At 42.0% G+C, this 17373-nt stretch carries 12 protein-coding genes and 1 pseudogene; 12 read left to right on the top strand and 1 reads right to left on the bottom strand.

Going from position 1 to position 17373, the window contains the following annotated elements; all coding sequences use genetic code 11:
* A pseudogene (locus tag A3I3_RS10765) lies at positions 1-135 on the bottom strand (ISL3 family transposase); the annotation flags it as partial.
* A gap of 249 nt (positions 136-384) precedes the next feature.
* On the opposite strand from A3I3_RS10765, the gene A3I3_RS0100575 reads away from it, so the two are divergent.
* The 12 genes from A3I3_RS0100575 to recG all read left to right on the top strand — a co-directional run bounded on the left by A3I3_RS0100575 (position 385) and on the right by recG (position 17032).
* Entirely contained in the window at positions 385-846 is a 462-nt protein-coding gene (locus tag A3I3_RS0100575; RefSeq protein WP_018370795.1) for a MarR family winged helix-turn-helix transcriptional regulator, read from the top strand.
* On the top strand, positions 839-2605 hold the full coding sequence (locus A3I3_RS0100570) for an ABC transporter ATP-binding protein (RefSeq protein WP_018370794.1): 1767 nt from the start codon (positions 839-841) through the stop codon (positions 2603-2605). Before A3I3_RS0100575 ends, A3I3_RS0100570 begins: the two co-directional genes overlap by 8 nt.
* On the top strand, positions 2595-4217 hold the full coding sequence (locus A3I3_RS0100565) for an ABC transporter ATP-binding protein (protein ID WP_018370793.1): 1623 nt from the start codon (positions 2595-2597) through the stop codon (positions 4215-4217). The genes A3I3_RS0100570 and A3I3_RS0100565 overlap by 11 nt, the downstream gene beginning before the upstream one ends.
* A 346-nt stretch (positions 4218-4563) precedes the next feature.
* Positions 4564-5415, top strand: a complete 852-nt coding sequence (locus A3I3_RS0100560; RefSeq protein WP_018370792.1) for a 5'-nucleotidase, lipoprotein e(P4) family — start codon at positions 4564-4566, stop codon at positions 5413-5415.
* A gap of 308 nt (positions 5416-5723) precedes the next feature.
* Positions 5724-6668, top strand: coding sequence for a mannose-6-phosphate isomerase, class I (gene manA, locus A3I3_RS0100555; RefSeq protein WP_018370791.1), 945 nt, complete (start codon positions 5724-5726; stop codon positions 6666-6668).
* Between the two features lie 152 nt (positions 6669-6820).
* Positions 6821-8668 (top strand): APC family permease, encoded by a 1848-nt coding sequence (locus tag A3I3_RS0100550; RefSeq protein WP_018370790.1) that lies wholly within the window; start codon positions 6821-6823, stop codon positions 8666-8668.
* Between the two features lie 119 nt (positions 8669-8787).
* A complete protein-coding gene (gene secA, locus A3I3_RS0100545; protein ID WP_018370789.1) occupies positions 8788-11304 on the top strand; it encodes a preprotein translocase subunit SecA in 2517 nt (838 codons plus the stop codon).
* A gap of 75 nt (positions 11305-11379) precedes the next feature.
* Positions 11380-12411 (top strand): 3-deoxy-7-phosphoheptulonate synthase, encoded by a 1032-nt coding sequence (locus tag A3I3_RS0100540; protein ID WP_018370788.1) that lies wholly within the window; start codon positions 11380-11382, stop codon positions 12409-12411.
* Positions 12412-12427: 16 nt separating this feature from the next.
* Entirely contained in the window at positions 12428-13459 is a 1032-nt protein-coding gene (locus A3I3_RS0100535; RefSeq protein ID WP_018370787.1) for a 3-deoxy-7-phosphoheptulonate synthase, read from the top strand.
* A gap of 60 nt (positions 13460-13519) precedes the next feature.
* Entirely contained in the window at positions 13520-13882 is a 363-nt protein-coding gene (gene acpS, locus A3I3_RS0100530) for a holo-ACP synthase (RefSeq protein WP_019231880.1), read from the top strand.
* Entirely contained in the window at positions 13872-14981 is a 1110-nt protein-coding gene (gene alr / locus A3I3_RS0100525) for an alanine racemase (RefSeq protein ID WP_018370785.1), read from the top strand. Before acpS ends, alr begins: the two co-directional genes overlap by 11 nt.
* A gap of 35 nt (positions 14982-15016) precedes the next feature.
* Positions 15017-17032: an ATP-dependent DNA helicase RecG gene (gene recG, locus A3I3_RS0100520; protein ID WP_018370784.1), complete on the top strand. Its 2016-nt coding sequence runs from the start codon at positions 15017-15019 to the stop codon at positions 17030-17032.
* Positions 17033-17373: the final 341 nt, after the last annotated feature.

The following is a 17373-nucleotide window of genomic DNA, read 5'->3' as shown; positions in this document are numbered from 1 at the left end:
GTGAGGGCATTTAGGAGCGGGATAATCTAGCTTAGCCATGATTTCTTTATGTGTACCAGCATCTAGAACATCCAAAATCGTAATGTTAGGGTCTTTGATTTCCAGTAAGTTTGTGATAAAATTTAATTGTTCCATAAGATTCTTTCTAATGATGGTTTGATCGCTTTTCATTATAGGTCTTATGGGACTTTTTTTCTACAACAAAATAGGCTCCATAATTCCTAAAGTGATTTTACCCACTACAGAAATTATAGAGCCAGATTTGATTCGGAAAGTTGAGGACGAAAATTAGTCTTTTCCCTTGACTTTCTTTTTTTATGTGTTAAAATAGTTCTCACGAGAATTATTTAGTTCTTGTGAGAACTATTTTTAGAAAGGAAAATTATGGGTGATCTTAATAAGAAACCTCTGTTTGAATTAAAGAGAACAGGACATCGGTTGCATTTGACCTTACAGGATCTGGCGCGAAAGCGAGATATTGAATTTTTAGGTGGTCCCCAAGGACAAGTCATACATTTTCTTGACCATCGTGAACAATCTTGTACAATTAAGGATATTGAGCGAGAATTAGAAATTTCTAAATCTGTAGCTAGTAATCTGATCAAGCGCATGGAAAAAAATGGCTTTGTGACGATTGAAGTATCGGATCAGGATAAACGTAGCAAACATGTGCGATTAACAGCCCTTGCCTCAGATAAGGTACAAAAATCACGCGAATTATTTGATGAAATGGATCGTCATATGATTGAAGGGGTCTCTGAGGAGGACTTTGCGACTTTTCTCAAAGTATTACGACAATTTGAAAAAAATGTTGAAAAATTAAGAGAAGGAGAAACGAATGGTTAAACTATTTAAACGGCTGACAGCTAAGGAGTTTGGCCTGATTTTGATCAGTGTTATCTTGACTTGTTTGACGGTTGGTTTGGAACTAGAAGTGCCCAACTATATGTCAGAAATCACTACTCTCTTGCAGACAGCTGGGACAAAAGCAGAGGATCTGTGGGTTCCTGGTTTAAAAATGCTGGGGCTATCTTTTGCTAGCTTTTTGTCAATGGTAGGTGTTGGCTTTGTGGCTGCAAGAGTAGCAGCCAGCTTTACAACAAACCTGCGGGCAGATATTTTTCACAGAGTTTTAGATTATTCAGACGCGGAGATTAAGCGTTTTAGTATTCCTAGTCTTTTAACAAGGACAACGAATGACATTACACAAATTCAAGTGCTGATTACCATGGGCTTGCAAGTTGTAACTCGTGGACCGATTATGGCCATTTGGGCTCTGTCTAAAATTATTGGCAAATCTGATCAATGGTTGATGGCAGTTGTGATCGCAGTTGCAGTTAATGTTCTGATGATAACTATTTTGGTGACTTTTGCCTTTCCTAAGCAAGCTGTCGTTCAGCGCTTGACCGACAAACTTAACAGTGTCACACGTGAGAGTCTGACGGGGATTCGTGTTGTACGGGCTTACAATGCTGAGGATTATCAAGATAATAAATTTGATGCATCGAATGAGGAATTAACACGGCTAAACCTCTTTGTCAATCGTCTGATGGCAATTATGAATCCCATTATGACTTCTATTTCGAGCGGCTTGAGTCTAGCTATTTATTGGATTGGAGCTTACTTGATTCAGGGTGCAGCCTTAAATGAACGTTTGCCAATCTTTAGTGATATGGTCGTTTTCATGTCTTATGCGATGCAAGTGGTTATGGGTTTTCTGCTCATGGGTGCACTCTTTATTGTCTTGCCGCGGACTCTGGTTTCGGCTGGACGGATCAATGAAGTATTGGATCTGACATCTAGTCTACAATCACCAGAGCAATCTAAAGCAGATAATAGTCAAGTAGGTCAAGTGATCTTTGAAGATGTCTCTTTCCGTTATGCTAAAAATGCAGAGGCGGTTATTGAACATATTAGCTTTACTGCTGAGAAAGGGCAAACGGTCGCCTTTATCGGTTCAACCGGTTCTGGTAAGTCTACCTTGGTTAATCTTATTCCTCGCTTTTATGATGTGACCCAAGGACGAATTTTAGTTGATGGAGTTGATGTTCGTCAGTATAAGCAGGAGGGCTTACATAAAAAAGTAGGTTACATTCCTCAAAAAGCTGTTCTTTTCACTGGTGATATTCACTCCAATATTGACTACGGTGTGAGCACAGAAACGCCTTTATCTGATCATGCTATCTGGGAAGCACTTGACTTGGCTCAAGCTAGGGATTTTGTTGAAGGAAAAGAAAATGGTCTTCATTCTGGCGTGGCACAAGGTGGAACTAACTTCTCGGGTGGACAAAGACAGCGCCTAGCCATTGCTCGAGCTTTGGCACGTAAGCCTGAGATCCTTATCTTTGATGATTCTTTTTCTGCTCTTGATTATCGAACTGACCGTGTTTTACGAGAAGAATTAGCTAAACGCACGCACGATATGACCAAACTCATCGTGGCACAACGGATTTCAACCATTATGGACGCTGACCAAATCTTAGTTCTCGATAAAGGTAAAGTGGTCGGCCAAGGAAACCACAGGGAGCTTCTAGAAAACAATGCAGTTTATCAAGAAATTGCCTATTCACAACTTTCAAAGGAGGAGTTAGAAAATGGAAAATAAGAAAAAATCTTTATTTAACCAAATGAAACCCTATATCAAAGGTTTCCAACTTCCTTTTGTTTTAGCGGTTGTGGGAGCTATTATCTCTAGCAGCATTACGGTTTGGGGGCCAAGGCAGCTCAAGAAGATTACCGATATCATTACAAAAGGTTTAACTGGTAATATAGATGTAGCTGCTGTATCACGAATTGCCCTTTTCTTAGCTATTCTTTATGTCATTGGTGCCTTGATCAATTATTTCCAATCATACACCTTAGCGACAATTATTCAAAACTTTTCAAAACGCCTGCGAACTGCTATTGCTGAGAAGATCAATCGCCTGCCTTTGCGCTACTTTGATAGTCATTCACAAGGGGATACTCTTTCACGCGTAACCAACGATGTAGACTTGGCTAGTCAATCTTTAACCCAAAGTTTGGCGACGGTTGTTTCTTCTATTATTCTTCTGTTTGCGGTACTTGTGACAATGTTTTGGACCAATGCTATCTTATCTGTTGTGACCTCTTACAATGCAGTTGAACAATCGCAAGAGCAGTTTAGAGAGCTTAATTCTGCTCTTCATGATAGTATTTGGAAATCACAGTTTATTTCAGGAATTATGATGCCGCTGATGATTTTCATTGGGAATTTTGGTTATGTAGCGGTGGTTATTGTCGGTGCAACCTTAGCACTTGATGGATATGTGACCATGGGGACGATCGTTGCCTTTATGATTTATGTTCGGACTTTCTCACAGCCTTTGTCACAAATCGCTCAAGGGATCACGACTCTTCAATCAGCTGGTGCAGCTATGAATCGAGTTTTTGAATTTTTAGCTGAACCTGAAATGGAAGATGATGGACATAAGCCACAGCAACTACAAACGGTTAAAGGGAATGTTACTTTTAAAGATGTTTTCTTTGGCTACACACCTGATAAGACCATTATCCATGACTTTTCAGCAACAGCCAAAGCAGGGCAAAAAATTGCCATTGTCGGACCAACTGGTGCAGGGAAGACGACGATTGTCAACCTGCTTATGAAATTTTACGAAATTAACCACGGTAGCATTAGCATTGACGGCGTGGATATTAAGAATATGAAACGTTCTGAAGTACATGATGCCTTTTCGATGGTCTTGCAAGACACATGGCTCTTTGAAGGAAGTATTCGGGATAATCTTATCTATAATCAAAAGGGGATTACAGATGAGCAAGTAATAGCAGCAGCTAAGGCTGTTGGTGTGCATCACTATATCACGACCTTACCTGATGGTTATGATACAGTGCTGGATGATCGTTTGACGCTTTCGGTTGGGCAAAAGCAACTTCTAACCATTGCGCGTGCCTTGCTTAAAGATGCACCGCTTCTGATTTTAGATGAGGCCACTTCGTCTGTTGATACGCGGACGGAAGAATTGATTCAAAAGGCCATGGATAAGCTCATGGAAGGTCGGACTTCCTTTGTTATCGCTCACCGTCTCTCTACCATCAAAAATGCTGACTTAATTCTTGTCATGCGTGATGGAAATATTATTGAGCAAGGAAATCACGATGAACTGATGGCTCAAGGAGGCTTCTATGCAGGACTTTATAATAGTCAATTTGTAGAAGAAGATGAGGAAGCAAGCTAAAAAGGTCGGAATGAAAATATTTGACTGTATTAAGTTTCAGAGCTTGAACAACTTGACGCGATAGTTGTCGGGTTTGTCAAATCTTGATAAATCAACATTCTACAAGTCACGTCAACCTTACGGGAGTGGGACGACGAAGTCGATTTCTACGAAATCATGACTTCTGTCCCACTCCCTTTTATGTGTTGAAAAAATGTTTTCAGAAAGCATTTTCTATCACTTCACCTGTTAGTAATATGATATACTAATTGTGTTTGGACAGTTAAAAAGTTTATAAAGGGATTATAAAATCTAAGGAGAAAGCATTTTTTAGATTTTGATAATCCTATATTAAAGGAGGTTACTGATGAAAGTAACAAAATTTCGCTTGTCAGCTATGACAGTCTTGACCACAGCTGTCTTGTTAGTTGGTTGTGGTCAGCAGGCCAAGGAAAGTCAAACGACAAAGACTGAAACGAAGTCTTCCGTGACTTTAACCTACGATCAGCTGCGCTCGCAACAAAATACGATGGGTACTTTGTGGTATCAACGCTCTGACGAAGTAAAGGCTCTCTATATGCAGGGGTATCATATTGCAACTGAACGTTTAAAACAATTATTGCAACAACCGACGGATAAGCCATATTCTATCGTATTGGATTTGGATGAAACGGTTTTAGATAACAGCCCTTATCAGGTTCAAAATATTAAAGATGGTAAAGCCTTTGATGCAGCTAGTTGGGATGCGTGGGTTCAAAAAGCTGCTGCTAAACCAGTAGCTGGAGCGAAAGAGTTTCTAAAATATGCGGCAGATAATGGTGTTCAGATTTACTATATTTCTGATCGAGCAGCTAATCAGGTCGAGGCAACAAAGAAAAATCTTGAAGAGCAAGGTATTCCAGTTCAGGGTAAAGATCATTTAATGTTTTTGGAAAAAGGAGTAAAATCAAAAGAAGCTCGTCGCCAAAAAGTTCGAGAAACTACTAATTTAGTCATGTTGTTTGGTGACAATCTTGTGGATTTTGCTGACTTTTCTAAAACTTCTGAAACGGATCGCGCTAAGTTGTTGGAAGAATTGAAAAATGAATTTGGAGAAAAATTCATTATCTTCCCTAACCCGATGTATGGATCATGGGAATCAACTGTTTATAAAGGTGAAAAGTTAGATGCAAAAGGGCAAATAGAAAAGAGAGAAGCGGCTTTACAAGGCTATAAATAATGTATTGCAGAAAATCTTTAGACATAGCAGATGATTGTTAATTTCTCTATGAATCATTAAGATTAACTTTTATTAAATAATCACTAAAACTTTAGTAAAAAGCTGAAAAGGGTTTCAATTAGAAGCCCTTTTTTGGTATAATAGAGAAAATGGAAGAATCACTTATGGAACATAAATGTATACTAAGCGGCTTTTTGGGCATGGTGAAATTTTTAAAGCTCAGATGCAATCGCTATAAATTGGTAACCGCCCAAAAAGAAAATTTTGTGTGGTAGTAAAGATTAAAAATAATAGAAAAGGGGTTTGAAATGGCAGAACCATTGTTTATGAAGTCACAAATGCATGAGAAGATTTGGGGTGGCACCAAACTTCGTGACGTATTTGGTTACGAGATACCAAGCGAGACCACTGGTGAGTATTGGGCGATTTCTGCTCATCCAAATGGTGTGTCAACCATTAAAAATGGTCGTTTTGCAGGGCAAGGTTTAGATGTTCTCTATAAGGAACATCCAGAACTTTTCGGTAAACGAAAAGAGCCAGTTTTTCCACTTTTAACTAAGATTCTTGATGCCAACGACTGGCTCAGTGTTCAAGTCCATCCTGATGATAGTTACGCATTTGAGCATGAGGGTGAGTTGGGAAAGACAGAATGCTGGTACGTTCTGGCAGCAGACGAGGGTGCTGAGATTATCTATGGGCACAATGCCAAGTCTAAAGAAGAATTAAGAAAACAAATTTATGCAGGTGAGTGGGATCAACTGTTGACGAAAATACCCGTTCAGGCAGGCGACTTCTTTTATGTACCAAGTGGCACCATGCACGCCATTGGCGGTGGTATCCTTATCCTTGAAACCCAGCAATCAAGCGACACGACTTACCGGGTTTATGACTTTGATCGTAAAGATGCAGCTGGCAAGCTCCGAGAGCTTCATCTGGAAAAATCTATTGATGTGCTAAGTATCGGTGCACCTGCCAATAGTCGGCCTGTAACGGTTTCGGCAGATCACTTAACATCAACACTTTTAGTGGCAAGTGACTTTTTCGCTGTTTATAAGTGGGATATTCATGGAAGCGTGGATTTCAAACGCACAGCAGATTATTTGCTGGTCAGTGTTATTGGAGGACAGGGTCAACTCATCGTAGATGGAATTTCCTATGATTTAGCAAAAGGGGATCATTTTATTTTGCCCCATGATGTAGAAAATTGGACTATGACTGGGGAAAATTTGGAAATGATTGTCAGTCATCCTTAATATGAAAACTGTGTGAAATATTACAGATAGTTAACAAATTGATAAATGATAGGTCTAACCTATCATTTTTTACCAAAAAGGTCTTGTCAGAAAGTGTTAAAAGCGTTATAATGACTTGGTCTTTGAAGAATATTTCAAGAATGGGAGAAATTATGTTTTCAAAAATAAAGGATGTTTTTATTGGGCGACCGCTCAAATCAGGAGATGAAGGAGCCGATGACCATCTCCTGGGTAAACTACAAGCCTTGGCTATGCTTTCAAGTGACGCTTTGTCCTCTGTCGCTTATGGACCAGAACAAGTTGTTTTAGTTTTGACTGCTGTATCTGCGGGAGCTATCTGGTGGTCACTTCCGATTGGGGTAGTCGTACTCATCCTCTTAGCCAGTTTGACAATCTCATACCGTCAGGTCATTCATGCCTATCCACAAGGTGGCGGTGCCTATATGGTAACGACAGAGAATCTTTCGCCGACGGCTGGTTTGATTGCGGGTGGTAGTCTCTTGGTAGACTATATGCTAACAGTAGCTGTTTCAGTTTCTTCTGGTGCAGATGCCATTACTTCTGCTATTCCAGCCTTGCACCCTTATAATCTTCATATTGCAATTTTTCTAGTTCTTTTGCTTATGTTGATGAATTTGCGTGGTTTAAGAGAATCGGCAACTTCACTTATGGTTCCTGTTTATCTTTTTATCATAAGTACGGTGTTCTTGATTATTCTCGGTTTAGGCCAAATTCTAACAGGTCATCTGCCTTATAATGCAACGGCTCATATCGGGCAGTCCATTCCGGGAGTGACGATTGTACTCCTTCTGCGGGCCTTTACTAGTGGCTCTGCTTCTCTGACTGGGGTAGAAGCTATTTCTAACTCAGTTCCTTTCTTTAAAAATCCCAAAGCCAAGAATGCTGCTACAACTCTAGCGACTATGTCAGCGATTCTAGCCTTTCTCTTTGCTGGGATTACATTTCTTAGCTACTGGGTGGGAATTGTACCGACTAAAGGCGTGACAACTCTGGCTCAAATGGCTCAGGCTATTTTAGGTCATTCAGGTCTAGGTCAAATCCTCTTTTACATCTTCCAGTTGGCAACGGCTTTGATCCTCGCAGTGGCTGCAAATACCGGATTTTCAGCCTTTCCAATGCTGTCCTACAATATGGCTAAAAATAAGTATATGCCTCATATGTATCTAGAAAAAGGTGCCCGTCTTGGTTATTCAAATGGGATATTAACCTTAGCCTTTGGTGCCATCGCTCTCCTCTTTATTTTTAAGGGAAATACCGAGCGCTTGATTCCGCTGTACACTATCGGGGTGTTCATTCCTTTTGCTTTGTCGCAAACGGGTATGGTGATTCACTGGAAAAAACAATTTGGGAAGAAGTATCTCAGTCATTCGGTTGCTAATATTCTTGGGGCGGCTATCTGTTACATTATCGTTGCTATTCTTTTGCTTTTCCGTTTAAGAGATATCTGGCCTTTCTTCCCAATTATTGCTGCATTGACCTGGCTCTTTTTATCCATTAAGAAACATTACAAAAAGGTTGCAGATCAATTGCGTTTGGAAGGGGAAATCAAGCCACTGACCTTTGCGGGGAATACAGTCATTGTTCTTGTGGGAAATATGACTAAGGCAAGTATTGGAGCGATGAACTATGCCCGCAGTATTGGTGATGAGGTGGTGGCTATGCACGTGTCTACTAAGGAAACACATGAAAAAGATGAAGAGGTAGCTCAAGAGTTTCGAGAAATATATCCAGACATCCATTTTTCTAATGTTCGTACGAGCTATCGCAGTATTATCGATCCAACGATCAGTTATGTCGACAAAGTCGCAGCTTTGGCTGCTCAAAAAGGACAAACTGTAACCGTTGTCGTGCCGCAATTTATCCCTAACCACAGCTGGCAAAATATTCTCCACAATCAAATGAGTTTAAAACTCAAATATTATCTTAAATGGCGGGAAAATATCGTCGTAGCTAGTTACGCCTATCATTTGAAGGAATAAACTATATCCTCCACATAAGTGGGGGATATTTACTTGTTTTCCTTGAAAAGAAAGGGGGATATATGCTATAATGAAAAGAGTATTTTAATTAAGAAATAAATTTTCAAGTAAGGAAAAACATGGCAAATATTTTAAAAACAGTTATTGAAAATGATAAGGGCGAGTTACGTCGCTTAGAGAAAATGGCAAACAAGGTGATAGCCTATGAAAGCCAAATGGCTGCAATGTCTGATGATGAGTTGCGGGCTAAAACAGAAGAGTTTAAGCAACGTTACCAAAATGGGGAAAGTCTAGACGACCTGCTCTATGAGGCCTTTGCGGTCGTTCGTGAAGGAGCTAAGCGTGTCTTGGGGCTCTTTCCTTACCCTGTGCAGATCATGGGAGGAATTGTCCTTCATCATGGTGATGTTCCAGAAATGAGAACGGGTGAAGGAAAGACACTGACGGCTACTATGCCAGTGTATCTGAATGCACTCGCAGGTAAGGGTGTACACGTTGTCACAGTTAACGAATACCTTTCTGAACGTGACGCGACTGAAATGGGTGAACTTTACTCATGGTTGGGACTATCTGTCGGTATTAATCTGGCTGCTAAATCATCAGAAGAAAAACGTGAAGCCTATGCTTGTGATATCACCTATTCAACTAACTCTGAAATTGGTTTTGACTACCTCCGTGATAACATGGTTGTGCGAGCTGAAAACATGGTACAGCGCCCACTAAACTATGCTTTAGTTGATGAGGTGGATTCTATTCTTATCGATGAAGCGCGGACACCACTTATCGTGTCAGGTCCAACTTCGTCTGAAACCAACCAACTTTACCATTTAGCAGATAGTTTTGTTAAGAGCCTAAATGAAGATGACTACATTATAGATGTACAGTCTAAGACGATTGGGCTCTCAGATTCAGGGATTGATAAGGCGGAAAGCTACTTTAAACTCAGCAATCTTTATGACCTTGAAAATGTAGCTCTAACTCACTTTATTGACAATGCTTTACGAGCTAACTACATTATGCTGTTAGATATTGATTATGTGGTTACTGAGGAGCAAGAAGTTCTGATCGTTGACCAATTTACAGGTCGGACGATGGAAGGGCGCCGTTATTCTGATGGGCTTCACCAAGCGATTGAAGCAAAAGAAGGTGTGCCAATTCAGGACGAAAGCAAGACCTCTGCCTCTATTACCTACCAAAATCTTTTCCGTATGTATAAAAAATTAGCTGGGATGACGGGTACTGGTAAGACAGAGGAAGAAGAATTCCGTGAAATCTATAATATTCGAGTAATTCCAATTCCGACCAACCGTCCGGTGATTCGGATTGACCATTCAGATCTTCTTTATCCAAGTCTTGAGTCGAAGTTTAAGGCTGTGGTCGAAGACGTAAAAGCGCGTTATGAAAAGGGGCAACCAGTTCTTGTTGGTACCGTTGCGGTCGAAACTAGTGACTACATTTCTAAGAAATTAGTAGCAGCTGGTATTCCGCATGAAGTGCTCAATGCTAAAAACCACTATAAAGAAGCTCAAATCATTATGAATGCTGGTCAGCGTGGTGCGGTTACTATTGCGACCAACATGGCTGGTCGTGGTACCGATATTAAGCTGGGCGAAGGAGTTCGTGAACTGGGTGGTCTATGTGTCATCGGTACAGAACGCCATGAAAGCCGTCGGATTGATAATCAGCTTCGTGGACGCTCTGGCCGTCAAGGAGATCCAGGAGAGTCTCAATTCTACCTGTCTCTAGAAGATGATCTTATGAAGCGGTTCGGCTCTGAACGGATCAAGGCAGTCTTAGATCGTTTCAAGCTGGAGGAAGAAGAATCTGTTATTCAGTCTAAGATGTTGACCCGCCAAGTCGAAGGGGCACAAAAACGGGTTGAGGGAAATAACTACGATACTCGTAAACAAGTCCTACAATACGATGATGTAATGCGTGAACAGCGCGAGATTATCTATGCAGAACGTCGTGATGTCATTACTGCCAATCGTGACCTAGGCCCTGAGATTAAGGCTATGATTAAGCGGACGATTGACCGAGTTGTGGATAGCAATGCACGTGCTGAAGAAAACGAGAAGATTACAGCTATTCTCAATTTTGCTAAATATAATCTGGTAGATGAAGAATCGATTCATTCAGAAGATTTGCAGGGACTTTCAGATACTCAAATAAAAGACTATTTGTATGAACGTGCACTGCGAGTTTATGATAATCAGATTTCTAAATTACGTGATCAAGAAGCGGTACAGGAGTTCCAAAAAGTCTTGATCTTGCGCGTGGTTGACAGCAAATGGACTGACCACATCGATGCTCTTGATCAGCTTCGTAACGCAGTTGGCCTTCGTGGTTATGCCCAAAATAATCCAGTCGTTGAGTATCAATCTGAAGGTTTCCGCATGTTTAATGACATGATTGGCTCTATTGAGTTTGATGTAACTCGTCTTATGATGAAAGCACAAATTCACGAGCAAGAACGTCCACGGACAGAGCATAAGATTTCAACAACTGCAACTCGCAATATTGCAGCTCAAGATACGCAATTACCAAATAATGTGGATCTCTCAAAAGTCGGTCGCAATGATCTTTGTCCATGTGGCTCTGGTAAAAAATTCAAAAATTGTCATGGGCGTAAATGATAAATTAGACAAATAGAAAGAGGTTTGGATTCAACCCCCAACCTCTTTGCTATATTGGTGAGAAAAAGGGGAACGATGACATTCAAAGCAACTAGCGAAAAAATAGATATTGATAAAGTGCGTGGTCTTGCCAGATTAGAGGGCAAAGCGCTAGAATTAAAAGAAAAGCGTGATCGTGAACTTGAGGCTATTATCCGTTGTAAGGATAATCGAGTTCTTCTTGTTATGGGGCCTTGCTCGTCTGACAATGAAGAGGCGGTACTGGAGTATGCGCGCCGTTTGGCTCAACTCCAAGAAGAAGTGAAAGAACGTATTTTTATTGTTATGCGTGTTTACACGGCAAAACCTCGAACCAATGGTGATGGCTACAAGGGATTGATCCACCAGCCTGAAACGGATGAAGCGCCAAGTTTGATTAATGGGATCAATGCGGTTCGTCGCTTGCATTATCGGGTTATCAAGGAAACAGGTTTAACAACAGCTGATGAAATGCTTTATCCAGAAAATCTGCCCCTGGTAGAAGACTTAGTCAGCTACATTGCTGTGGGAGCTCGTTCGGTTGAAAACCAGCAACATCGGTTTGTAGCTTCGGGCTTTTCTGCTCCGGCTGGAATGAAAAATCCAACCTCTGGCAATCTCAATGTTATGTTTAACGGGATTTATGCTGCACAAAACAAGCAAAGTTTTCTTTTCAATAACCAAGAAGTAGAAACAAATGGCAATCCTTTGGCTCATGTAATTCTGCGTGGTGCACTCAATGAATATGGGAGAAATATCCCTAATTACTACTATGATAATCTACTTGAAACCATTGAACTTTACGAAAAAATGGGTTTGGAAAATCCATTTATTGTGATTGATACAAACCATGACAATTCTGGCAAACAATATTTAGAACAAGTACGAATTGTTCGTCAGACCTTGATTAATCGTGATTGGAATGAAAAGATTAAGCAGTATGTTCGTGGATTTATGATTGAATCTTATCTGGAAGATGGACGGCAAGATGAACCAGAAATTTTTGGTAAGTCGATCACTGATCCATGCCTTGGTTGGAATAAGACTGAGCAGTTAGTGCGGGAGATTTACGATACACTTGGGAAATAGTCATTAGGAGGGAAGTATGGGAATTCATCAGAAAGGTTCAGCCATTCAGTTGGAGGATATTAAGCGTTTAGCGAAATTATCACCCGAGCAGGCAGCTAAAAAAGCAGAGCGTGATAGAGAGTTGGCAGCCATTATTCGTGGTGAAGATAAGCGCTTGCTCCTCATTATAGGGCCTTGTTCATCTGACAATGAAGAGGCGGCCTTGGAGTATGCGCATCGTTTGGCTCGCTTGCAAAAAGAGGTCAAGGAACGCATATTTATGGTGATGCGCGTTTATACGGCAAAACCTCGAACCAATGGTGATGGTTACAAGGGGCTGATGCACCAGCCAGATACAGATGCCGCGCCAAGCCTGATCAATGGTATTAAGGCGGTGCGCCAGCTTCATTATCGAATCATTACCGAAACTGGTTTGACGACAGCTGATGAAATGCTTTATCCATCTAACTATGCTTTGATTGATGATTTAGTCAGCTATCACGCTGTTGGTGCACGGTCAGTTGAAGATCAAGAACATCGTTTTTTGGCTTCCGGCATTGACAATCCTGTTGGTATGAAAAATCCAACCTCTGGTAATCTCAATGTCATGTTTAATGGTATTTACGCTGCACAAAATCAGCAAAGTTTTATTTATCATAATGCTGAAGTAGATACGGACGGTAATCCTCTGGCGCATGCCATTTTACGGGGTTCCACCGATAAAAATGGGGATTATGAACCTAATTATTATTATAATACGCTGAAAAAAGTTCTACTACAGTACGAAAAAATGGGGCTAGCAAATCCATTTGTTATTATTGATACCAATCATGATAATTCAGGCAAGCAATATTTGGAACAAATTCGCATTATCCGTCAAACCTTAATCAATCAAGCTTGGGACGAAAATGTTAGAAAATATGTCCGCGGATTTATGATTGAATCTTATCTAGAAGATGGACGGCAAGATGAACCAGAAATTTTCGGGAAATCGATCACGGATCCATGCCTTGGTTGGGACAAAACGGAGTGCTTGGTACGCGAAATTTTTGACACACTTGGTCAATAAGCAAGTAAAAATATATTTGCAGGAGGCCAACAAGTGCCTCCTTTTTGATGGAGTAAAATGATGATTAAAGGACATGGAATTGATATAGAAGAGATTTCTTCTGTAAAAAAAGCCTATGAAAAAAATCCTCGCTTTGCCAAGAAAGTCTTGACGGAGACCGAGTGGCGGCGTTTTGAGGAGCTTTCTGGTAAGCGGAAAATGGAATATCTGGCAGGACGCTGGTCGGCAAAAGAAGCTTTTTCTAAGGCTTGGGGGACAGGAATTGGCAAGCTCCGCTTTCAAGATTTGGAGCTGTTAACAGACACCAAAGGGGCGCCGTATTTTAGTCAGTCGCCTTTTAAAGGGCATGTTTGGGTATCAATTAGCCACACAGGTGATTTAGTGTCTGCCAGTGTGATTTTGGAGGAAAAAAATGAAAGCTAGTTTACATAGACCAACAAGGGCCATTATTGATTTGGGAGCTATTTGTTTTAATGTTGAACAAATTAGCCGCCATATCCCTAAAGGAGTAAAAAAATTCGCCGTGGTTAAGGCGAATGCTTATGGTCACGGCGTTATCGCAGTAGCAAAGAGTTTGCAGGATAAAGTGGATGCTTTTTGTGTATCTAATATTGATGAGGCACTAGAATTGCGGGAAGCGGCAATAGAACTTCCTATTTTAATTTTGGGCGTATCGGCGGTGGAAAGCATACCATTAGCTATTGAGCACAGGATTACACTAACAGTTGCAAGTAAGGAATGGTTGGCTTTGGCCTTAGCTACTTATCCAGATTTGACTGGTTTGACTGTGCACATCAAGATAGATAGCGGTATGGGGCGCATTGGTTTTCGTGATTTGTCTGTGCTGAATGAAAGTCTTACAAAGCTCCAAGCAGCAGGTGCTGATATAGAAGGGGTATTTACTCATTTTGCAACAGCAGATGAGAAAGAAGTGGATCATTTTGAACAGCAGTTGCACCAATTTCGTTCTTTTGTGGAGAAAATGGAAATTCGTCCGCGCTTAGTTCATGCTAGCAATTCGGCGACCACACTCTGGCATAGCGATACGATCATGCAAGCAGTTCGCTTGGGCGATGTGATGTATGGCCTTAATCCAAGTGGATCAGTCTTGGAGTTACCTTATGAAATCAAACCAGCCTTACGCTTAGAGTCAGAATTGGTGCATGTTAAAGAAATAGAGCCGGGTAGCAAAGTTGGTTACGGAGCGACTTATGAGGCAAAAGAAAAAGAGTTCATTGGCACCGTTCCGATCGGCTATGCCGACGGCTGGACGCGCGATATGCAGGGCTTTTCAGTTCTCGTGGACGGGCAATTCTGTCCTATTGTCGGGCGCGTGTCCATGGATCAGATTACCATTCATTTGCCCAAATCCTATCCTTTGGGAACGCCAGTTGTCTTGATTGGAAGAAGCGGCGCTTCTGAAATTTCAGCGACCGATGTGGCGGAACAGCGCGGCACGATTAACTACGAGGTGGTCTGTTTGTTGAGCGACCGCGTTCCTAGAGACTACAAGGCAGACTAGCTGCCCTTGCTTGCCAGAACTGAAAAGAGGAAGATATGAATTTACACCAACCTTTGACGGTTCTGCCAGGTGTGGGACCAAAATCAGCCGAGAAATTTACCAAGCTAGGCATAGAGACCTTGCAGGATTTGCTGCTCTATTTTCCTTTTCGCTATGAGGACTTTAAATCCAAAAATGTCCTTGATTTGGAGGACGGCGAGAAGGCGGTCATCTCTGGTCAAGTGGCAACGCCAGCCAATGTCCAGTATTATGGCTACAAGCGCAATCGCCTGCGTTTTACCATAAAGCAGGGCGAGCTTGCCATTGCGGTTAATTTTTTCAATCAGCCCTATCTGGCTGATAAGGTAGAGCTGGGTGCGACCATTGCCATTTTTGGGAAATGGGACAAGACCAAGGCTAGTCTGACAGGCATGAAAATCTTAGCGCAGGTAGAAGATGACTTGCAGCCCGTCTATCGTTTGGCGCAGGGCGTTAGCCAAGCTAGTCTCACGAAGTTGATAAAGACGGCTTTTGACCAAGGTTTGGATTTGCTTTTGGAGGAAAATGTGCCAGCGGTTTTGCTGGAACGTTACCAGCTCATGGGGCGAAGTCAAGCGGTGCGTGCCATGCATTTTCCGAGGGATTTGGCAGATTACAAGCAGGCGCTGAGGCGCATCAAGTTTGAGGAATTATTCTATTTTCAAATGCAGTTGCAGGTCTTAAAGGCTGAAAGCAAGGATGTCAAAAATGGCTTGGTTTTGGATTGGCAGGTGGATTTGCTGGTAGCTAAAAAAGCCAGTTTGCCTTTTGCTCTGACAGAAGCCCAAGAACGCAGCTTAGCCGAAATTCTCACGGATATGAAGTCAAGTGCCCACATGAATCGGCTCTTGCAGGGCGATGTCGGCAGCGGGAAGACGGTGGTTGCGGGACTTGCCATGTATGCCGTTCATACGGCGGGCTTCCAATCGGCTCTCATGGTGCCGACCGAGATTTTAGCAGAGCAGCACGCCGAGAGCTTAAAGCAGCTCTTTCCTGACTTGAAAATTGTGCTGCTGACTGGCGGCATGAAGACGGCGGAGCGAAGAGAGCGTTTGGCAGCGATTGAAGCGGGGAAGATAGATATGATTGTGGGAACCCATGCCCTGATTCAAGAGGGGGTCCGCTACCACAAGCTGGGCTTGGTCATTATTGACGAGCAGCACCGCTTTGGTGTGGCGCAGCGGCGGATTTTGCGGGAAAAAGGCGACAATCCTGATGTCCTCATGATGACGGCGACACCGATTCCGCGAACCCTTGCTATTACGGCTTTTGGCGATATGGATGTGTCCATTATTGACCAGATGCCTGCGGGGCGCAAGCCGATTATCACTCGCTGGATTAAGCACGAGCAGTTGCCGGTGGTGCTGGACTGGCTGGATAAGCAGCTGGCTCACGGGGCGCAGGTCTACTTCATTTCTCCCTTGATTGAGGAGTCAGAGGCGCTGGATTTGAAAAATGCGGTGGCCTTGGAGGAAGAGCTGCAGGCTTATTTTGCAGCGCGGGCGCGCGTGGCTCTTCTCCATGGAAAAATGAAAAACGACGAAAAAGACGCCATTATGCAGGATTTTAAGGACAAAAAGATTGATATTTTAGTATCAACCACCGTTATTGAAGTCGGGGTCAATGTGCCCAATGCCACGGTCATGGTGATTATGGATGCCGACCGTTTTGGGCTCAGTCAGCTGCACCAGCTGCGCGGTCGGGTCGGGCGTGGTCATAAGCAATCTTATGCTGTCTTAGTTGCCAATCCCAAGACAGAGTCTGGTCAAAAACGGATGAAAATCATGACGGAAACGACAGACGGTTTTCTGCTGGCTGAGGAAGATTTGAAAATGCGCGGCTCTGGTGAAATTTTCGGGACGCGTCAGTCCGGCTTGCCAGAATTTCAGGTGGCGGATATTGTCGAAGATTATCCGATTTTGGAAGAAGCGAGAAAAATAGCCAGCCAGATCGTTGTCAGTCCAGATTGGCGCAAGGACAGGAACTGGCAGCTGGTCGCTAGCCATTTAGACAAAAAAGATTATTTAGATTGACGGGGGTGCAAGCCCCGTTTTTTGCTGCAAAAGAATTTTTTTGATTAAGTTTTCTGCAAGTTTTTTATAAGTCAGCTTTAAGTTTGCAGCTATATACTGTAGTCAATCAAAAAGAAACGAGGTAAAGCCTATGACAATTAAAGTAAAAGTAAGCTATAGCAAAACCTTCAGCAAGAAACAGTTTCAAAAAATGACAGATAATAAATCCTTGAAGTAGTAGGAAATTTTATTTCCTGCTATTTTTTAAAATTTTTTTACAGAAACCGCTTGCAATTTTAAAAACTTGTGGTATACTAAACTCATGGATTGTTACTGGTCAGGCAGGCAAAACCTAGATAAAT

The organism is Streptococcus massiliensis DSM 18628 (assembly GCF_000380065.1).
Taxonomy (GTDB): Bacteria; Bacillota; Bacilli; order Lactobacillales; family Streptococcaceae; genus Streptococcus; species Streptococcus massiliensis.
This window is presented reverse-complemented; position numbering and strand designations above follow the sequence as displayed.